Origin of the sequence: Streptomyces sp. NPDC002994 (assembly GCF_040611155.1) — a bacterium.
Lineage (GTDB): Bacteria > Actinomycetota > Actinomycetes > Streptomycetales > Streptomycetaceae > Streptomyces.
This window is the reverse complement of record NZ_JBEXNQ010000015.1, coordinates 134,335-149,462: the sequence shown is the minus strand read 5'-3', so window position 1 is coordinate 149,462 and position 15,128 is coordinate 134,335. Positions and strand designations below refer to the sequence as shown.

Annotated in this window: 13 protein-coding genes and 1 pseudogene; 8 read left to right on the top strand and 6 right to left on the bottom strand. The window is 71.0% G+C overall.

The window, feature by feature from the left end; all coding sequences use genetic code 11:
• Window positions 1-139: 139 nt before the first annotated feature.
• Window positions 140-1,087 (top strand): RNA polymerase sigma factor SigF, encoded by a 948-nt coding sequence (locus ABZX79_RS21650; RefSeq protein ID WP_355259942.1) that lies wholly within the window; start codon window positions 140-142, stop codon window positions 1,085-1,087.
• A gap of 91 nt (window positions 1,088-1,178) precedes the next feature.
• Here ABZX79_RS21650 and hutI read toward each other — a convergent pair whose 3' ends face one another.
• The 4 genes from hutI to hutU all read right to left on the bottom strand — a co-directional run bounded on the left by hutI (window position 1,179) and on the right by hutU (window position 6,908).
• Window positions 1,179-2,363 carry an imidazolonepropionase gene (gene hutI, locus ABZX79_RS21645; RefSeq protein WP_355259939.1) on the bottom strand — a complete coding sequence of 395 codons (1,185 nt, stop codon included), beginning with the start codon at window positions 2,361-2,363 and terminating at the stop codon, window positions 1,179-1,181.
• A gap of 272 nt (window positions 2,364-2,635) precedes the next feature.
• Window positions 2,636-3,970: a formimidoylglutamate deiminase gene (locus tag ABZX79_RS21640; RefSeq protein WP_355259935.1), complete on the bottom strand. Its 1,335-nt coding sequence runs from the start codon at window positions 3,968-3,970 to the stop codon at window positions 2,636-2,638.
• Entirely contained in the window at window positions 3,961-5,160 is a 1,200-nt protein-coding gene (locus ABZX79_RS21635; RefSeq protein ID WP_355259933.1) for an allantoate amidohydrolase, read from the bottom strand. Before ABZX79_RS21635 ends, ABZX79_RS21640 begins: the two co-directional genes overlap by 10 nt.
• Window positions 5,161-5,249: 89 nt before the next feature.
• Entirely contained in the window at window positions 5,250-6,908 is a 1,659-nt protein-coding gene (gene hutU / locus ABZX79_RS21630) for a urocanate hydratase (protein ID WP_355259930.1), read from the bottom strand.
• 142 nt (window positions 6,909-7,050) lie between these two features.
• On the opposite strand from hutU, the gene ABZX79_RS21625 reads away from it, so the two are divergent.
• The 7 genes and pseudogenes from ABZX79_RS21625 (at window position 7,051) to ABZX79_RS21595 (ending at window position 12,557) form a co-directional block, all read left to right on the top strand.
• The gene (locus ABZX79_RS21625; protein WP_355259927.1) at window positions 7,051-8,373 is read left to right on the top strand and encodes a diaminopimelate decarboxylase; all 1,323 of its coding nucleotides are present in this window, start codon (window positions 7,051-7,053) and stop codon (window positions 8,371-8,373) included.
• A gap of 67 nt (window positions 8,374-8,440) precedes the next feature.
• Complete coding sequence (locus ABZX79_RS21620; RefSeq protein ID WP_355259924.1) at window positions 8,441-8,917, top strand: SRPBCC family protein; 477 nt, start codon at window positions 8,441-8,443, stop codon at window positions 8,915-8,917.
• 97 nt (window positions 8,918-9,014) lie between these two features.
• Window positions 9,015-10,386: pseudogene (locus ABZX79_RS21615) on the top strand (APC family permease).
• 132 nt (window positions 10,387-10,518) lie between these two features.
• A complete protein-coding gene (locus tag ABZX79_RS21610) occupies window positions 10,519-10,893 on the top strand; it encodes a hypothetical protein (RefSeq protein WP_214972817.1) in 375 nt (124 codons plus the stop codon).
• Complete coding sequence (locus tag ABZX79_RS21605) at window positions 10,890-11,651, top strand: transcriptional regulator (RefSeq protein WP_355259921.1); 762 nt, start codon at window positions 10,890-10,892, stop codon at window positions 11,649-11,651. The genes ABZX79_RS21610 and ABZX79_RS21605 overlap by 4 nt, the downstream gene beginning before the upstream one ends.
• Before the next feature lie 40 nt (window positions 11,652-11,691).
• Complete coding sequence (locus tag ABZX79_RS21600) at window positions 11,692-12,117, top strand: roadblock/LC7 domain-containing protein (protein ID WP_355259918.1); 426 nt, start codon at window positions 11,692-11,694, stop codon at window positions 12,115-12,117.
• A 65-nt stretch (window positions 12,118-12,182) separates the two neighbouring features.
• Window positions 12,183-12,557: a hypothetical protein gene (locus tag ABZX79_RS21595; protein WP_355259915.1), complete on the top strand. Its 375-nt coding sequence runs from the start codon at window positions 12,183-12,185 to the stop codon at window positions 12,555-12,557.
• A 160-nt stretch (window positions 12,558-12,717) separates the two neighbouring features.
• Here the strand turns inward: ABZX79_RS21595 and ABZX79_RS21590 are convergent, their stop codons facing one another.
• Both ABZX79_RS21590 and ABZX79_RS21585 read right to left on the bottom strand, forming a co-directional pair.
• The gene (locus ABZX79_RS21590; protein WP_355259912.1) at window positions 12,718-13,554 is read right to left on the bottom strand and encodes a MurR/RpiR family transcriptional regulator; all 837 of its coding nucleotides are present in this window, start codon (window positions 13,552-13,554) and stop codon (window positions 12,718-12,720) included.
• A 10-nt stretch (window positions 13,555-13,564) separates the two neighbouring features.
• Complete coding sequence (locus ABZX79_RS21585) at window positions 13,565-15,031, bottom strand: aromatic amino acid ammonia-lyase (RefSeq protein WP_355259909.1); 1,467 nt, start codon at window positions 15,029-15,031, stop codon at window positions 13,565-13,567.
• Window positions 15,032-15,128: the final 97 nt, after the last annotated feature.

Genomic DNA, 15,128 nt, shown 5'->3' with positions numbered 1-15,128 from the left:
CCAATTCGGACATAAGGGACTTGCAAGTGCCGGTCAAGAGCGGGTAGGCCTAGTAGGGACACAACCAACACGACCGGCTTTGGAGGCGCCGCACATCGCACGCAAACGTATCGGCATCGGCAGCCATATGCCGAGAACGATGGAGGAGACCATGTCACCCCGGCTCGACGAAACGCGAACGCCCTCTGCGCTCCCTGTTCTCACCGCGCAGGAGACCGCGCCGTCGACACCCCCGCCCGCCCTGCCCGCCCTCTCCGAGCAGATCGAGACCGGACCCGAGGGCCTCGAAGGCCTCCCGGCGATTCCCCCGTACGACGAGGTGGGGCCGCTGGACGCCAGGGCCCTGTCGAAGACGCTCTTCGCGCGCCTCGAAACCCTCGAAGAGGGAACGCACGAGTACGCGTACGTACGCAACACACTCGTCGAACTGAATCTGGCTCTGGTCAAGTTCGCCGCCTCCCGGTTCCGCTCCCGCAGCGAACCGATGGAAGACATCATCCAGGTCGGCACCATCGGCCTGATCAAGGCGATCGACCGCTTCGAACTCAGCCGTGGCGTCGAGTTCCCCACCTTCGCGATGCCGACGATCGTCGGCGAGATCAAGCGCTTCTTCCGTGACACGTCCTGGTCGGTCCGCGTCCCGCGCCGCCTCCAGGAACTGCGCCTGGACCTCGCGAAGGCCGGTGACGAGCTCGCCCAGCAGCTCGACCGCGCCCCGACGGTGGGCGAACTCGCGAAGCGCCTCGACCTCAGCAACGAAGAGGTCGTCGAGGGCATGGCCGCGAGCAACGCGTACACCGCGAGCTCGCTGGACGCCCAGCCCGAGGAGGACGACTCCGAGGGCGCGCTGGCCGACCGGATCGGCTACGAGGACCACGGGCTCGAAGGCATCGAGTACGTCGAGTCCCTGAAGCCGCTGATCGCCGAACTCCCCTCGCGGGACCGGAAGATCCTCTCGCTGCGCTTCGTCGCCAACATGACGCAGTCGGAGATCGGCGACGAGCTCGGCATCTCGCAGATGCACGTGTCGCGCCTGCTGTCGCGCACGCTGAACAAGCTGCGCAAGGGCCTGACGCTGGAGGAGTAATACTCCGGCGTACGGCACGAACATGGTGTGGTGTGAGTGAGGGTCTGCCCCAGGCGCTATCCGGGGCAGGCCCTCCTCTACGTTCTGGTGCCTACCCGACGTATGCCGTCGTACGCACACCCTTTTGCCAGACCTCGGAGACGAGGGGGACTCCGGGGCGGTAGGCGAGGTGTACGTGGGACGGGGCGTCGAGGAGGGCCAGGTCGGCCCGGGCGCCGGGGGTGATGCGGCCGATGTCCGTACGGCGCAGGGCTGCCGCGCCGCCCGCTGTGGCCGACCAGATGGCTTCGTCCGGGGTCATGCCCATGTCGCGTACGGCGAGTGCGATGCAGAACGGCATAGAGGACGTGAACGACGAGCCCGGGTTGCAGTCCGTGGACAGTGCGACCGTCGCGCCCGCGTCGATGAGCCTGCGGGCGTCCGGCCAGGCTGCGCGGGTGGAGAACTCGGCGCCGGGGAGGAGCGTGGCGACGGTGTTGCTGTTCGCGAGGGCGTCCACGTCGGCGTCGGTGAGGTGGGTGCAGTGGTCGGCGCTCGCCGCGTCGAGCTCGGCGGCGAGCTGGACGCCGGGGCCGTAGCTGAGCTGGTTGGCGTGGATGCGGGGGTGCAGGCCCTTCGCCTTGCCGGCGGTGAGGATGGCGCGGGCCTGGTCGCCGTCGAAGGCGCCCTTCTCGCAGAAGACGTCGATCCAGCGGGCGTGGGGGGCGCAGGCGTCGAGCATTTCGCCGGTGACGAGTTCGACGTACGCGGCCGGGTCGTCGGCGTAGTCGGGGGAGACGATGTGGGCGCCGAGGTAGGTGACCTCGTCGGTGTGGGCCGCTGCGATGCGGAGGGCGCGGGCCTCGTCGTGAGTCGTGAGGCCGTAGCCGGATTTCGTCTCGAAGGTGGTCGTGCCCTGGCGCAGGGCCTCGCGGAGGTAGTGCGTGAGGTTCGCTTCGAGCGCCTCGTCGGTGGCGGCGCGGGTGGCGGCGACGGTGGTGCGGATGCCGCCGGCGGAGTAGGCGCGGCCGGACATGCGGGCGTTGAACTCGTCGGTGCGGTCGCCGGCGAAGACGAGGTGGGAGTGGGAGTCGACGAAGCCGGGGATGGCGGCGCGGCCGCGGGCGTCGTACGCGGTGTCGGCCGGCGGCGCGTCCTTGGCCTTGCCGGCCCAGGCGATGCGGTCGCCGTCGATCAGGACGGCTGCGTCTTGGATCAGGCCGAGGGGGGAGCCGGTGCCCTGGGTGGGGTCGTTGGTGACGAGGCTGCCGATGTTGGTGATGAGGGTGGTGGTCAAGGGGTCCTCTCCCGGTTGCGTGGTTGCTCGGGGTGGGTGGGGGGCCGCTGCGCGGGGCTTTCCCCTACCCGCCCCTTCCCGAACTGGGGCAAGCCCCAGACCCCAGACCACACAGACGCCCTTCGGGCGTTGTCCTCAAACGCCGGACGGGCTGGATTCGGCCGCACCGCCCAGCCCCTCCGGCGTTTGAGGAGCGGGGTCTGGGGCGGAGCCCCAGTTCGGGAAGGGGCGGGGTGGGGAAAGGGCCCGCCGCAGGCGTCGCCCGCACCCCGTTATCTGTAGACGGCGGTGATCGCCTTCGCCAGGGCCTGGGGGACGTCCGGGATCATGGTGTGGGCGCCGTCCTTCACGATGTGGCGGCCCGCCACAATCGTGTGCCGTACGTCGCACGCCGACGCCGCGAACACCGCCGTCTCCCCGCCCAGCCTCGGCAACGGACCCGCCGTACGGACGGAGTCCAGGGCGATCGTCGTGAGGTCCGCCAGCGCGCCCTGTTCGATCACCCCCGCGTCCCGCCAGCCCAGCGCCTCGTGCCCGTCGGCCGACGCCGCGCGGAGCAGGGACGCCGCAGTCCAGTGGCCCCGTGTCCGTGAGCGCAGGCGTTCGTTCAGCTCCATCGCCCGCGCCTCCTCCAGCATGTCGATCACCGCGTGGCTGTCGCTGCCCAGGGAGAGGGTGGACCCCGCCTTCTGGAGGCGGGTCGCCGGGCCGATGCCGTCCGCCAGGTCGCGTTCCGTCGTCGGGCACATGCAGGTGCCGGTGGAGGTGCTGCCCAGGAGGGCGATGTCCTCGTCGGTGAGGTGGGTGTTGTGTACGCCCGTCGTACGCGGCCCCAGGACGCCATGGTCCGCCAGCAGCCGCGTCGGCGTACAGCCGTGCGTGGCCAGGCACGCGTCGTTCTCGGCGGTCTGCTCGGACAGGTGCACGTGCAGCGGCGTCACGCGGGCCTGCGCCCACGCCGCCACCGTCGACAGCTGGTCCGCCGGTACCGCCCGTACCGAGTGGATCGCCGCGCCGATACGAGCGTGATCGCGGTCCTTGAGCAGCGACGCCCGCTCCGCCCACGCGTCCGCCGTGCCGTCGGAAAACCGCTGCTGCTGGCGGTTCGGCGGCGTACCGAAGCCCGACGCGAGGTAGGCCGTGTCCAGGAGCGTGATGCGGATGCCGGCCTCGTCGGCGGCCGCGATCAGGGCCTCGCCCATGGTGTTCGGGTCGGAGTAGGGCGTACCGCCGGGCGCGTGGTGCAGGTAGTGGAACTCGCCCACCGCGCTGATCCCCGCCAGCGCCATCTCGGCGTACACCGCCTTGGCCAGGTCGAAGTACGTCTCGGGCGTCAGGCGGGAGGCGACGCCGTACATCACCTCCCGCCAGGTCCAGAACGTCCCCGAGCCGACCTGCACCGTCGAGCGCAGCGCCCGGTGGAAGGCGTGCGAGTGGGTGTTCGCGAAGCCCGGCAGGGTCAGGCCCCGCAGGACCGTGGCGCCGGGCGGCGGGGCCGGGACGTCCTTGCGGACGGCCGTGATCCGGCCGTCCGCCACGTCCAGGACCACGCCCGGCTCGACGAAGGTGTGCAGCCAGGCGTGCTCCAGCCAGTAGGTCACGTGCACGCGAGCCCCTCCAGTACGTCGGCGAGTGCGATGACCCCCGCGACGCAGTCGTCCTCGCCGGCGTACTCGGCCGGGGAGTGCGAGATACCCGTGGGGTTCCGTACGAACAGCATGGCGGTCGGGACCGAAGCGGACAAAATACCCGCATCGTGTCCCGCGCCCGTGCCGAGGACGGGAAGGTCGCCGTGGCTGCCCTGAAGGAGCTTCGCCAGTTCGTCGCGCAGTGCGTGCTCGAACTCCACCACCGGGGTGAAGGACTCCTGCGTGATGCGCAGGTCGATGCCGGAGCGGGTGGCGTTCTCGCGGGCCGCCTGCTCGATTCCGGCGATGACCTGGTCGAGAGTCGCCTGGTCAGCGGCGCGCGAGTCGAGCCAGCCGCGTACCAGGGACGGGATCGCGTTGACGCCGTTCGGCTCGACGGCGACCTTCGCGAAGGTCGCGAGGGCCCCTGCGAACTGGGCCTCGCGGCGGGCGGCTACGACCGTCTCGGCGTACGTCAGCATCGGGTCGCGGCGGTCCTCCAGACGGGTGGTGCCCGCGTGATTGGCCTCGCCGTGGAAGTCGAACCGCCAGCGGCCGTGCGGCCAGATGGCGGATGCGATGCCTACGGGGTCGCCGGTGAGGTCCAGGGCTCGGCCCTGTTCCACGTGCAGCTCGATGAACGCGCCGATACGGGAGAGGCGGTCCGGGTCCGGGCCGATGGTGGTCGGGTCGTAGCCGGCTGACTCCATGGCCTGGGGGAGCGTGATTCCGTCCGCGTCCCGGAGCTCGTGGGCCTTGGCGACCGTGAGCTGCCCGGCCGCGAGGCGGGAGCCCACGCAGGCCAGGCCGAAGCGGGCACCCTCCTCGTCGCCGAAGTTGGTGATGGCGAGTGGTTTCGTGAACTCCGCCCCCCTGCGGCGGAGTTCGTCGAGCGCGGCGAAGGACGACACGACGCCGAGCGGGCCGTCGAACGCGCCGCCGTCCGGGACGGAGTCGAGGTGGGAGCCGGTGACGACCGCGTCCCCGGCGAGGGGGTCGCCCTGCCAGGCCCACTGGTTGCCGTTGCGGTCCAGCTCGTACGTCAGGCCCCGGGATTCGGCCTGGGCCTTGAACCACGCTCGGCAGTCCTGGTCGGCCGCCGTCCAGGCGTAGCGGCGGTAGCCGCGGGTGGCCGCGTTACGGCCGATGGGGGCGAGGTCCCGCCACATCTCGTGGAACGAAGGGGCAGCAAGGTGCGGGCCGTCGTCTGGTTGTGCCCACCCGTTCCGCCCTGCGGAACGACTGCCCACAAACCCAGTCACTGGTCCTCCCGCATCGGGATACGTACGCCCTGCTCGTCCGCCGTCTTCTCCGCGATGTCGTAGCCGGCGTCCACGTGCCGGATGACGCCCATGCCCGGGTCGTTCGTCAGTACGCGGCGGATCTTCTCGCCCGCGAGCTTCGTGCCGTCCGCGACCGAGACCTGGCCCGCGTGGATGGAGCGGCCCATGCCGACGCCGCCGCCGTGGTGGATCGAGACCCAGGACGCGCCGGAGGCGACGTTGACCATGGCGTTGAGCAGCGGCCAGTCGGCGATCGCGTCGGAGCCGTCGAGCATGGCCTCGGTCTCCCTGTATGGGGAGGCTACGGAGCCGCAGTCCAGGTGGTCGCGGCCGATCGCGAGGGGGGCCGCGAGGGTGCCGTCGCCCACCATGTCGTTGAACAGGGCGCCCGCCTTGTCGCGCTCGCCCTGGCCCAGCCAGCAGATACGGGCCGGCAGGCCCTGGAAGTGGACGCGCTCGCCGGCCATCTTGATCCAGCGGTGGAGGGATTCGTTCTCCGGGAACAGGTCGAGCAGCGCCTTGTCGGTCTTGTCGATGTCCGAGGCCTCGCCGGACAGCGCCGCCCAGCGGAACGGGCCCTTGCCCTCGCAGAAGAGCGGACGGATGTACGCCGGTACGAAGCCGGGGAAGTCGAAGGCGCGGGAGTAGCCGGCCAGCTGGGCCTCGCCGCGGATCGAGTTTCCGTAGTCGAAGACCTCGGCGCCGGCGTCCATGAAGCCGACCATGGCCTCGACGTGCCTGGCCATGGACTCGCGGGCGCGCAGGGTGAAGTCGGCGGGCTTCTCGGCGGCGTACGACGCCATGTCGTCGAAGTCGACGCCGAGAGGGAGGTACGCGAGCGGGTCGTGGGCGCTCGTCTGGTCGGTCACGATGTCGATCGGCGCGCCCTCGGCGAGCATGCGCGGCAGCAGCTCGGCCGCGTTGCCGAGGAGGCCGATGGAGAGCGGCTTGCGGGCGTCGCGGGCCTCTACGGCGAGCTGGAGGGCGTGCTGGAGGTTGTCCGCCTTGACGTCCAGGTAGCGGTGCTCGATGCGGCGCTCGATGGCGCGCGGGTCGACGTCGATGCAGATGGCGACGCCGTCGTTCATGGTCACGGCGAGGGGCTGGGCGCCGCCCATGCCACCGAGGCCGGCGGTGAGGGTGATGGTCCCGGCGAGGGTGTTGTTGAACTTCTTCGCCGCGACGGCCGCGAAGGTCTCGTACGTGCCCTGGAGGATGCCCTGGGTGCCGATGTAGATCCACGACCCGGCGGTCATCTGGCCGTACATGGTCAGACCCAGCGCCTCCAGGCGGCGGAACTCCTCCCAGTTCGCCCAGTCGCCGACCAGGTTGGAGTTGGCGATAAGCACGCGCGGCGCCCACTCGTGGGTCTGCATGACACCGACCGGGCGCCCGGACTGGACGAGCATCGTCTCGTCCTGCTTCAGGGTCTTGAGGGTGCGCACCATGGCGTCGAACGAGCGCCAGTCCCGCGCCGCCTTGCCCGTGCCTCCGTAGACGACGAGCTTGTCGGGGTGCTCGGCGACCTCGGGGTCGAGGTTGTTCTGGAGCATGCGCAGGGCGGCTTCCTGCTGCCATCCCAGGGCGCTCAGCTCCGTACCGCGCGGCGCCCGTACGGGTCGGGGTCCTGACATGGTGTGCCTCCTCGCGACTACTGCATTGGGGTCTATTCACATCCTGGCTGGATGAATAGAGCTAGTCAATACACGCGGCCGCCTGCGCCCGGTCCGAGCGGGTGGTTGGCTGGAACACATGCCTTCGGACATGAGCCCGGACATGAGTGCGCCCCAGCGGCGCGAGCAGGCCGTTCGCGCCGCCGTCGAGCAGGGCGTCGTCGGCCCCGCCGCCCCCATCGCCGGCCTCCTCGACGTCACCGGCATCCGCGCCTCGGCCGCCGCCCTGCGCGCCGCGTTCGACGCGGTCACCCCGCCCGGCACCCCGGTCCTGCACGCGTTCGCCGTCAAGGCGACGCCGCTGGTCCCGGTCCTGCGGCTGCTGTACGAGCACGCCTCCATCGGCGCCGAAGTCGCGAGCCCCGGCGAGCTGGCCCTGGCCCGCGCCGCCGGCGTACGCCCGGTGCACACCGTGCTGGACTCCCCCGCGAAAACGCCCGCCGAGCTGCGGGAAGCCCTCGCACTGGGCATCGCGGTCAACGCCGACAACCCGCAGGAACTGGCGCGCATCGACGCGCTGGTGAAGTCGGCCGCGACCACCTCCCCCGTCGGCCTGCGCGTCAACCCGCAGATCGGCGGCGGCTCCATCGGCGCGCTCTCCACCGCCACCGCAACGTCCAAATTCGGCGTGGCGCTACTCGACCCCGGCGCCCGCGAATGGGTCGTACGCACGTACCTCGACCGGCCGTGGATGACCCGGCTGCACACACACTCGGGCTCGCAGGGCCTGCCTCTGGAGCTGATGGCCCGGGGCGTGGCGGCGGCGTACGACCTCGCCGAGGAGATCAACGCGGCCGCGGGCCGGCAGCAGATCGACACCGTCGACATCGGCGGCGGCCTCCCGGTCAACTTCACCTCCGACGCCGAGACCCCGACGTACGCCGACTACGCCCGACTCCTCAAGCAGCACGTCCCGGGCCTGCTGGACGGGCGCTACGGGCTGGTCACGGAGTTCGGCCGCTCACTGCTCGCCAAGCACGGCACGGTCCTCGCCCGCGTCGAGTACGCGAAGAGGTCCGGGGACCGGCCGATCGCCGTCACTCACGCGGGCGTCCAGATCGCGACCCGGACCGTGTACGCCCCCGAGTCCTGGCCACTGCGCATCGCGGCGTACGACGCGAAGGGCCTGCCCAAGCCGGGCCCGCCGGTCGCGCAGGACGTGGCGGGCCCCGCGTGCTTCGCGGGCGACCTGCTCGCCGAGAACCGGCTGCTGCCGCTCCTGGACCAGGGCGACTATGCGGCGGTGCTGGACACGGGGGCGTACTACATGGCCGCGCACTACGCCTACAACAGCCTTGCCAGGGCCGGGATCCACGGCTTCACCGCCACTGCTGACGGGGTCCGCTTCAGCGTCGTACGGCCGCCGCAGACGCTCGCCGAGATCGTCGCCGAGTCCGGCGGAACACACCCGGACGCGCTCCTGTAGTCCATCCGGTACGCCATCCGGAAGTCCGTCGGGCGCGAGTGTCAGACCTGGCTGGTTCCATGAGTCCATGGCAAACAAGAGCGTGGTCGTCGAGCGGCGGATCTCGGCCGGTGCGGACCGGGTCTGGCGCGCCCTGACCGACCTGGAAGACATGCCGCGCGTGCTGAGCGGCGTGGAGAAGGTGGAGGTCCTGGAGCGGTCGTCGGCGGGCCCGTTCGGTGTCGGCACCCGCTGGCGCGAGACCCGCCGGATGCTGGGCAAACAGGCCACCGAGGAGATGTACGTGACGGCCAGCGAGCCGCCGGTGCGTTATGTGGTGGAGGCCGACTCGCAAGGCGCGCACTACGTGTCGGAGTTCGTGCTGCGCGCCGAGGGGCCCGACGCGACGGCCGTTCGGATGACGTTCTCCGCGGTCCCGCCCGCCGGAGTGGCGGGGCTGCTGGCCAAGGTCCTCGGGGGGCTGGGCGCGCGAGCGGTGAGCAAGGCGATCACCAGAGACCTGGACGATGTCGCGGCCGCCGTGGAGAGCGCCCGCCGCGGCTGACCGGAGTACGGGCGCGAAGGGGCGCGAACGGGCGCGCGGGCATCACTCGCGTTCCACCGGGCAGAAAACCCCCCACACCGACATCGGGGGAGGTCCCATGACCACCAGTTCCGAAGTGCCCGGATCGCCAGGAGCATCCGCAGCAGTCGACGACACACCGCTCAAGCGCGCGCTCGGCCCCAAGCTGCTGATCCTGTTCGTGATCGGCGACATCCTCGGCACCGGCATCTACGCCACCACCGGCAAAGTGGCGGGGAAGGTCGGCGGCGCGCTGTGGCTGCCGTTCGCCATAGGTTTCGTCGTGGCGCTGCTGACGGCGGCGTCGTACGTCGAACTCGTCGGCAAGTATCCGAAGGCCGCCGGCGCCGCGCTCTACACCCAGAAAGCCTTCAAGGTCCCGTTCTTCACTTTCATCATCGCCTTCATGGTGATGTGCTCGGGCCTGTCGTCCGCCAGCGCGGCCGCCCGCGCGTTCAGCGGCGACTATCTGGCGGAGTTCACGGACGCCGTGCCGCCGACGCTCGTCGCGATCCTGTTCATCGTCGCGCTCGCCGCGCTCAATCTGGCGCGGTGTGTCGGAGTCGGTGAAGACGAACGTGGTGCTGACGCTCGTCGAGGTGACCGGGCTCGCGATCATCCTCACGATCGGTGCGTACGCCGTCTTCTCGGGCGACGGCGAGCCCGCGCGGCTCGGCGAGTTCCAGGCGTCCGGTACGGGTTACGCCCTGCTCACGAGCGTCCTCGGCGCCACCGCGCTCGGCTTCTTCGCCTTCGTCGGCTTCGAGGACTCCGTCAACATGGCGGAGGAGACGAAGAATCCGCAACGCACCTTCCCCAAGGCCATCTTCATCGGCGTCGCGGTCACCGGCACCATCTATGTCCTGGTCGCGCTGGTCTCGTCGCTGCTCGTCGACTACACGACGCTGCAGAAATCGAGCGGGCCGCTGCTTGAGGTCGTGAAGGCGGGCGGGGTCGACTTCCCGCCCAAACTCTTCGCTCTGATCGCGCTGTTCGCCGTGACCAACTCCGCGCTGATCAACATCATGATGGCCTCACGGCTCTGTTACGGCATGGCGAACGAACGCATCCTGCCGCGCGGCATGGGCCGGGTCCTTTCCCGGCGCCGTACCCCCGTCGTCGGCATCGTGTTCGTGTCGCTGCTCGCGATCGGCCTGGTGTCGACCGGCGAGATCGAGGGGCTCGGCGACACGACGGCGTTCCTGCTGCTGTGCGTGTTCGCCGTGGTCAATGTCGCGGTGCTGGTCCTGCGCAAGGACCGCGTGGCGCACCAGCATTTCCGTACGCCGACGGTCCTGCCGGTGCTCGGCGCGATCACCGCCCTGATCCTCGCCAGCCCGCTGGCCGACCGGCCGACGGACGTCTACATCCGCGCAGGCGTCCTACTTTTGATCGGAATCGGTCTCTGGGCGATCAATAAAGCAGTAATGAAGACACGAGGCGAAAGCTAGCTGGCATGTGCACGTGGAAAATGCCAGAACCACCTGCCTTCGCACCTCCCTTTACGTAATCTCCTCGTCACTGCCACAGAACGCGTGTCCGGCAGTCCGCATCCGTGTGCCACGCCGGAAGGGGGGTTCCGCATGCCCGGAATCGACGAATGTCTGCTGGCGGCGATGGCTCTGCCCGGCGCTCTCGGAGCCTCCCTGGTGGACTGGACGAGCGGGCTCGCGCTGGGTACGGAAGGGGAGTCGCCGAACGGTGACCACGAGGCCACCGCGGCGGAGACCGCGGAACTGGCCCGGATGGCCGCCGAGCAGCGGGCGTTCTCCCCCAAGGGACTGCCCGTCGAGGACGTCATCATCACCACGCCGAGCGGCTACCACCTGCTGCGTTTCGTCGAGACCGCCTTCGACAGCAGCGTCTTCCTGCACCTGTGGCTCGACCGCGAGCACGGCAATCTGGCGCTGGCCCGATTACGCCTGAGCAGCCTCGCCGAGCGGCTGGTCCTGGGATGACCGGGACCGTGTCCCCGATGCTGGACCGGCTGGCCGCCGAGCGCGCCACCGGCGCCCTGTTGCGGGACCACGGGACCCTGTACCTCGTCGACGGCCAGGTCGTGCACGCCGAGAGCCCTGCCGCGCCCGGCATCGACGTACTGCTGACCTCGACCGGGCGGCTGCCCGCCGAGGACTGGCAGGAGGCCGTCGACCGGGCGGGCACCCGGGGCCGGGTCGGGCGCTTCCTCGTCGACAGCGGCCGGCTGGCCGGCGGCGAGCTCGAACTGTGCCATCTCAGTGCGCTGTTCGACGCCGCCTTCTTCGCGCTCGCCCCCGGCAGCGGCCCGACCCGCTTCCGGTACGGCGCGGCCCACTGGATGGGCGCCATACGCCCGGTCTCCGCCGCCGTGGTGGAGCGCGAGTCGCGGCGGCGCAGGCAACTGCTGGACGAGCTGTGGCCGTACCCGGAAACCGACACCGCACCCGTCGTACGCCGCACCAGCCCGTCGGGGCAGCCCGTCACCCGCAGGCAGCGCGCCGTCCTCGACCTGGCGGACGGTGAACGCACCCCGGGGGACATCGCCCGGGCCCTGGGCCGGCCGGCCTTCCACACGCTGATCGACGTACGCAGGCTCGCGGCGGCCGGGACGGTCGCCACGCCGCGTGACACCCCGCCGCCCCCGCCTCCCGTGCCCGCCTGGGTCGCGCGGGTCGCCGACGACCCGGACACCGCCCTGTTGCGCCGGCTCCGCGACGCCCTGGAAGCAAGCCTGTGATGTCCCGGACCGTCGGCGCGGCCCTCGCTGCCCCCACCTCATGAGGCGCGCCCTGAGACAACGCGCGGAAAGGAGAAAGATGATGGCGACCGAACCCGAAGTGCTCGACGAACTACGGCAGTTGAGAGCAAGGGTTCCCCAGCTGACCGGCGCGCTCGCGGCAAGCGTCGACGGCCTCGTACTGGCCCAGGACACCACGACCGTGGAGCCCGAGGGGGTGGCGGCGCTCACCGCCGCGGCGCTCGGCGTCGCGGTGCGGCTGACGGACGCGACCGGCCAGGGGGCCTTCCGCGAACTGCTCGTGCGCGGCGACGACGGCTACGTGGCCACCTACGCGGCGGGGTCCTCCGCCGTCCTGACGCTCCTCGCCGGGCCGCGCATCAACGTGGGCCGGCTCCACCTTGAGGCCCGCCGGGCCAGTGTCCGCATCGGCGCCCTGGTCGACAGCGCCCGGGAGAACGCATGACCGTACCGAAACGCACGACAGCAGCAGCCAGGAACACCACCGGACGAAAAGGAAGTGCGAGCCCCATGGCCAACACCGAAACCGCGCTCAAGGAAGCGATGACCAGCATCGAGGGAACCCTCGGTGTCGCCCTGGTCGACTACACCAGCGGCATGGCGCTGGGCACCCTCGGCGGCAGCAAGGATCTCGACCTGACGGTGGCCGCGGCGGGCAACACCGATGTGGTGCGCGCGAAGGTACGCACCATGGAGCACCTGGGCCTCAAGGACGAGATCGAGGACATCCTGATCACGCTCGGCGGCCAGTACCACCTGATCCGCCTCCTCAAGGGGCGCGGCACCAACGGGCTGTTCCTCTACCTGGCGCTGGACAAGGCGCGGGCGAATCTGGCGATGGCCCGCCACCAACTGCGGAAGATCGAGGCCGAGCTGGACTTGTAGACGCCGCTGTCTTCCCGAACTGGGGCTCCGCCCCAGACCCCGCTCCTCAAACGCCGGAGGGGCTGAGATTGCCGCAAGCGGCAAATCCAGCCCGTCCGGCGTTTGATCGGCGGGTCGGGGAAAGCCCCCGGCAGGGCCAGCAGCAACCGAGCACCCGGACCTACTCCACGAACAACCCCCGCGCCGCCGCCTTCGCGTCGAACTCCTCCAGTCGCGCCTGCGCATCCGGCAGGTCGTCGCACATCGCCTCCAGCAGCACCCGCCCCAGCAGCATCGGCGCGCACGCCGTGTCGAAGGCCAGGCCCGTGCCGACCGCCGCCGGGATCAGCAGGTCGCTGTGCCCGGCCACCGGCGCGAAGGCGGAGTCGGCGACCGTCACCACCGTCAGCCCCTGCTCCCGCGCGTACGCCAGCGCGTCCACGACCTCGCGCGGATGACGCGGCAGTGCGAAGCACAGCAGCGCGGTCGCACCCGCCCGCCGGGCCCCGTCGATGCGGTCGGCGAGCATCGAGCCGCTCTCGTCGAGCAGCCGTACGTCGGGATGGACCTTCGCCGCGAAGTACGCGAAGCCACGCGCCTGCGAGGAGGCGGCACGAAGGCCCAGCACCGGCAGCGGCCTGGAGGCGGCCAGGACGCGGCCCGCCTCCTCCACCGGGCCCGGGTCGGCCAGCAGCTCCGCGAGGTGCTTGAGGTTCTCGATCTCGGCCAGGACCGCCTGCTGGTACTCGTTGTAGTCGTCCTCGCCCCGCGACGGCTCCGTGGGCGCGACCTCGCGCAGGTGCTTGCGCAGGGCCGGATAGCCGTCGAAGCCGAGCGCGACCGCGAAACGCGTGACGGACGGCTGGCTGACCCCGGCCAGCTCCGCGAGCTCGACGCTCGACAGGAACGGCACATCGGCGGCCTTGCGCACCATGCAGTGCGCGATACGCCGCTGGGTCGGCGTCAGCCGATGCCCGTCGAAGAGCTGCTGCAGTCGTGCGGCAGGGCTGTCGCTCATGCCATCCCCCTCAAAGGTCCGTGAACTGGTCGAGCAGCGCGGCCGCCGCAGTCACATCATCGGTGAGCGGGCGGTCCACATGGTCAGGATCGAGCACCGCGTCAGCGAGCGCGAAGGCGCGGCCGACCGGCAGCTCCGGGTCGGGACGCAGCCCGCGCTGGTGCAACGCCCGTACAGCGGCGACGAGTTCGCAGCCCACAACGTGCCGGTACGCGTCACTCGCACGCAGCGACTGGCGCGCGGCCAGCGACGCGAAGCTGGCCTGCTCCTCCACGCCCCGCGAGAGTACGGCGTGGCCGAGCGACGCGGGGGCGGAGAGGGCGCGCAGGTCGCCCAGGGCGGCCCCGGCGGCGTACTCCAGGATCATCACGCCCGAACTGGCCGGCTCACCATCCGCCAGGAAGGGGCGCAGACGCGTGAAGCCGGGCTCATTGAGGGCGGAGAGGCGGGAGGTGGAGAGGCGCGCTGTCTGGGTGACCGCCAGCCTGAAGTGGTCCAGGGCGAGAGCGAGTTGGGCCATGTAGAAGCCGCCGTGGTGGTACGCCGCCATGTCTTGCGGGCAGATCAGGGGATTCTCGGCGGCCGCGTTGATCTCGACCGCCAGCGTGCGCTCCAGCAGGTCCGCCGCGTCCTGCGCCGGACCGTGGATCTGCGGCAGACAGCGGAAGCCGTACGGGTCCTGTATGCGGCCCAGTGGTGGGGTGGGCCGCTCGGGCGCGCCGAGCAGGCGGCGCATGGCGGCGGCGACGGCGTACGAGCCGGGGTGCGGGCGGGCCGCGTGGACCGGCTCGGCGTACGCCTCGTACGAGCCGTCGACCGCGAGGAGGGAGAGCGCGCCGACCACCTGGGTGGCGGTGATGAGGCGACGCAGCTCGTCGAGGGCGAGCGCGGCCTGGCCCAGGGTGAGGGCATTGCTGCTGATCATCGCGAGGGCGTCGTTGTTGTCGAGGGGCTGCGCCTCGGGCGGCGTACCGGCGCCCAGCCAGGGCTGCTCGCCGGCCAGGGCGAGGCCGACCTGGGAGAGGGCGGCGATGTCACCCGTACCCACCGAGCCGTATTCGTTCACGACGGGGTACGCGCCCGACTCCAGCGCCTCGCACAGGGCCGTCACCACGGTGGGGCGCAGGCCCGCGCCGCCCGCGAGCAGCTGGTTCGCGCGGACGGCGAGCATGGCGCGTACTTCGCGGGCGGGCAGCGCGGCGCCAATCGCACCGGCATGGCTGCGCAGCAGACGCAGGCCGTGGTCGGCGGCCGCCTCGGTGGGCACGGCCTCGGAGCGGTTGGCGCCGACGCCGGTGGAGCGGCCGTAGACGCGACCGGATGCGGCGAGTTCGCGGGCGGCGTGCCAGGAGACCTCGACGCGCTTCATGGCGTCGGTGCCGGGGACGGGGCGCGCGGCGCCGTCGGCGAGGCGTACGACGTCGGCGACGGGGAGGCTCTGTCCGTCCAGAACGACCACCATGTGGGACGACTTCATGCGCAAACGCCTCCTTTTCGGACAGCTCGTCTCGTCCACCGGTCGGCCGTAACCAGTGATTTACCTCAGAGCATTGACATCTATTCAGACACCAAGA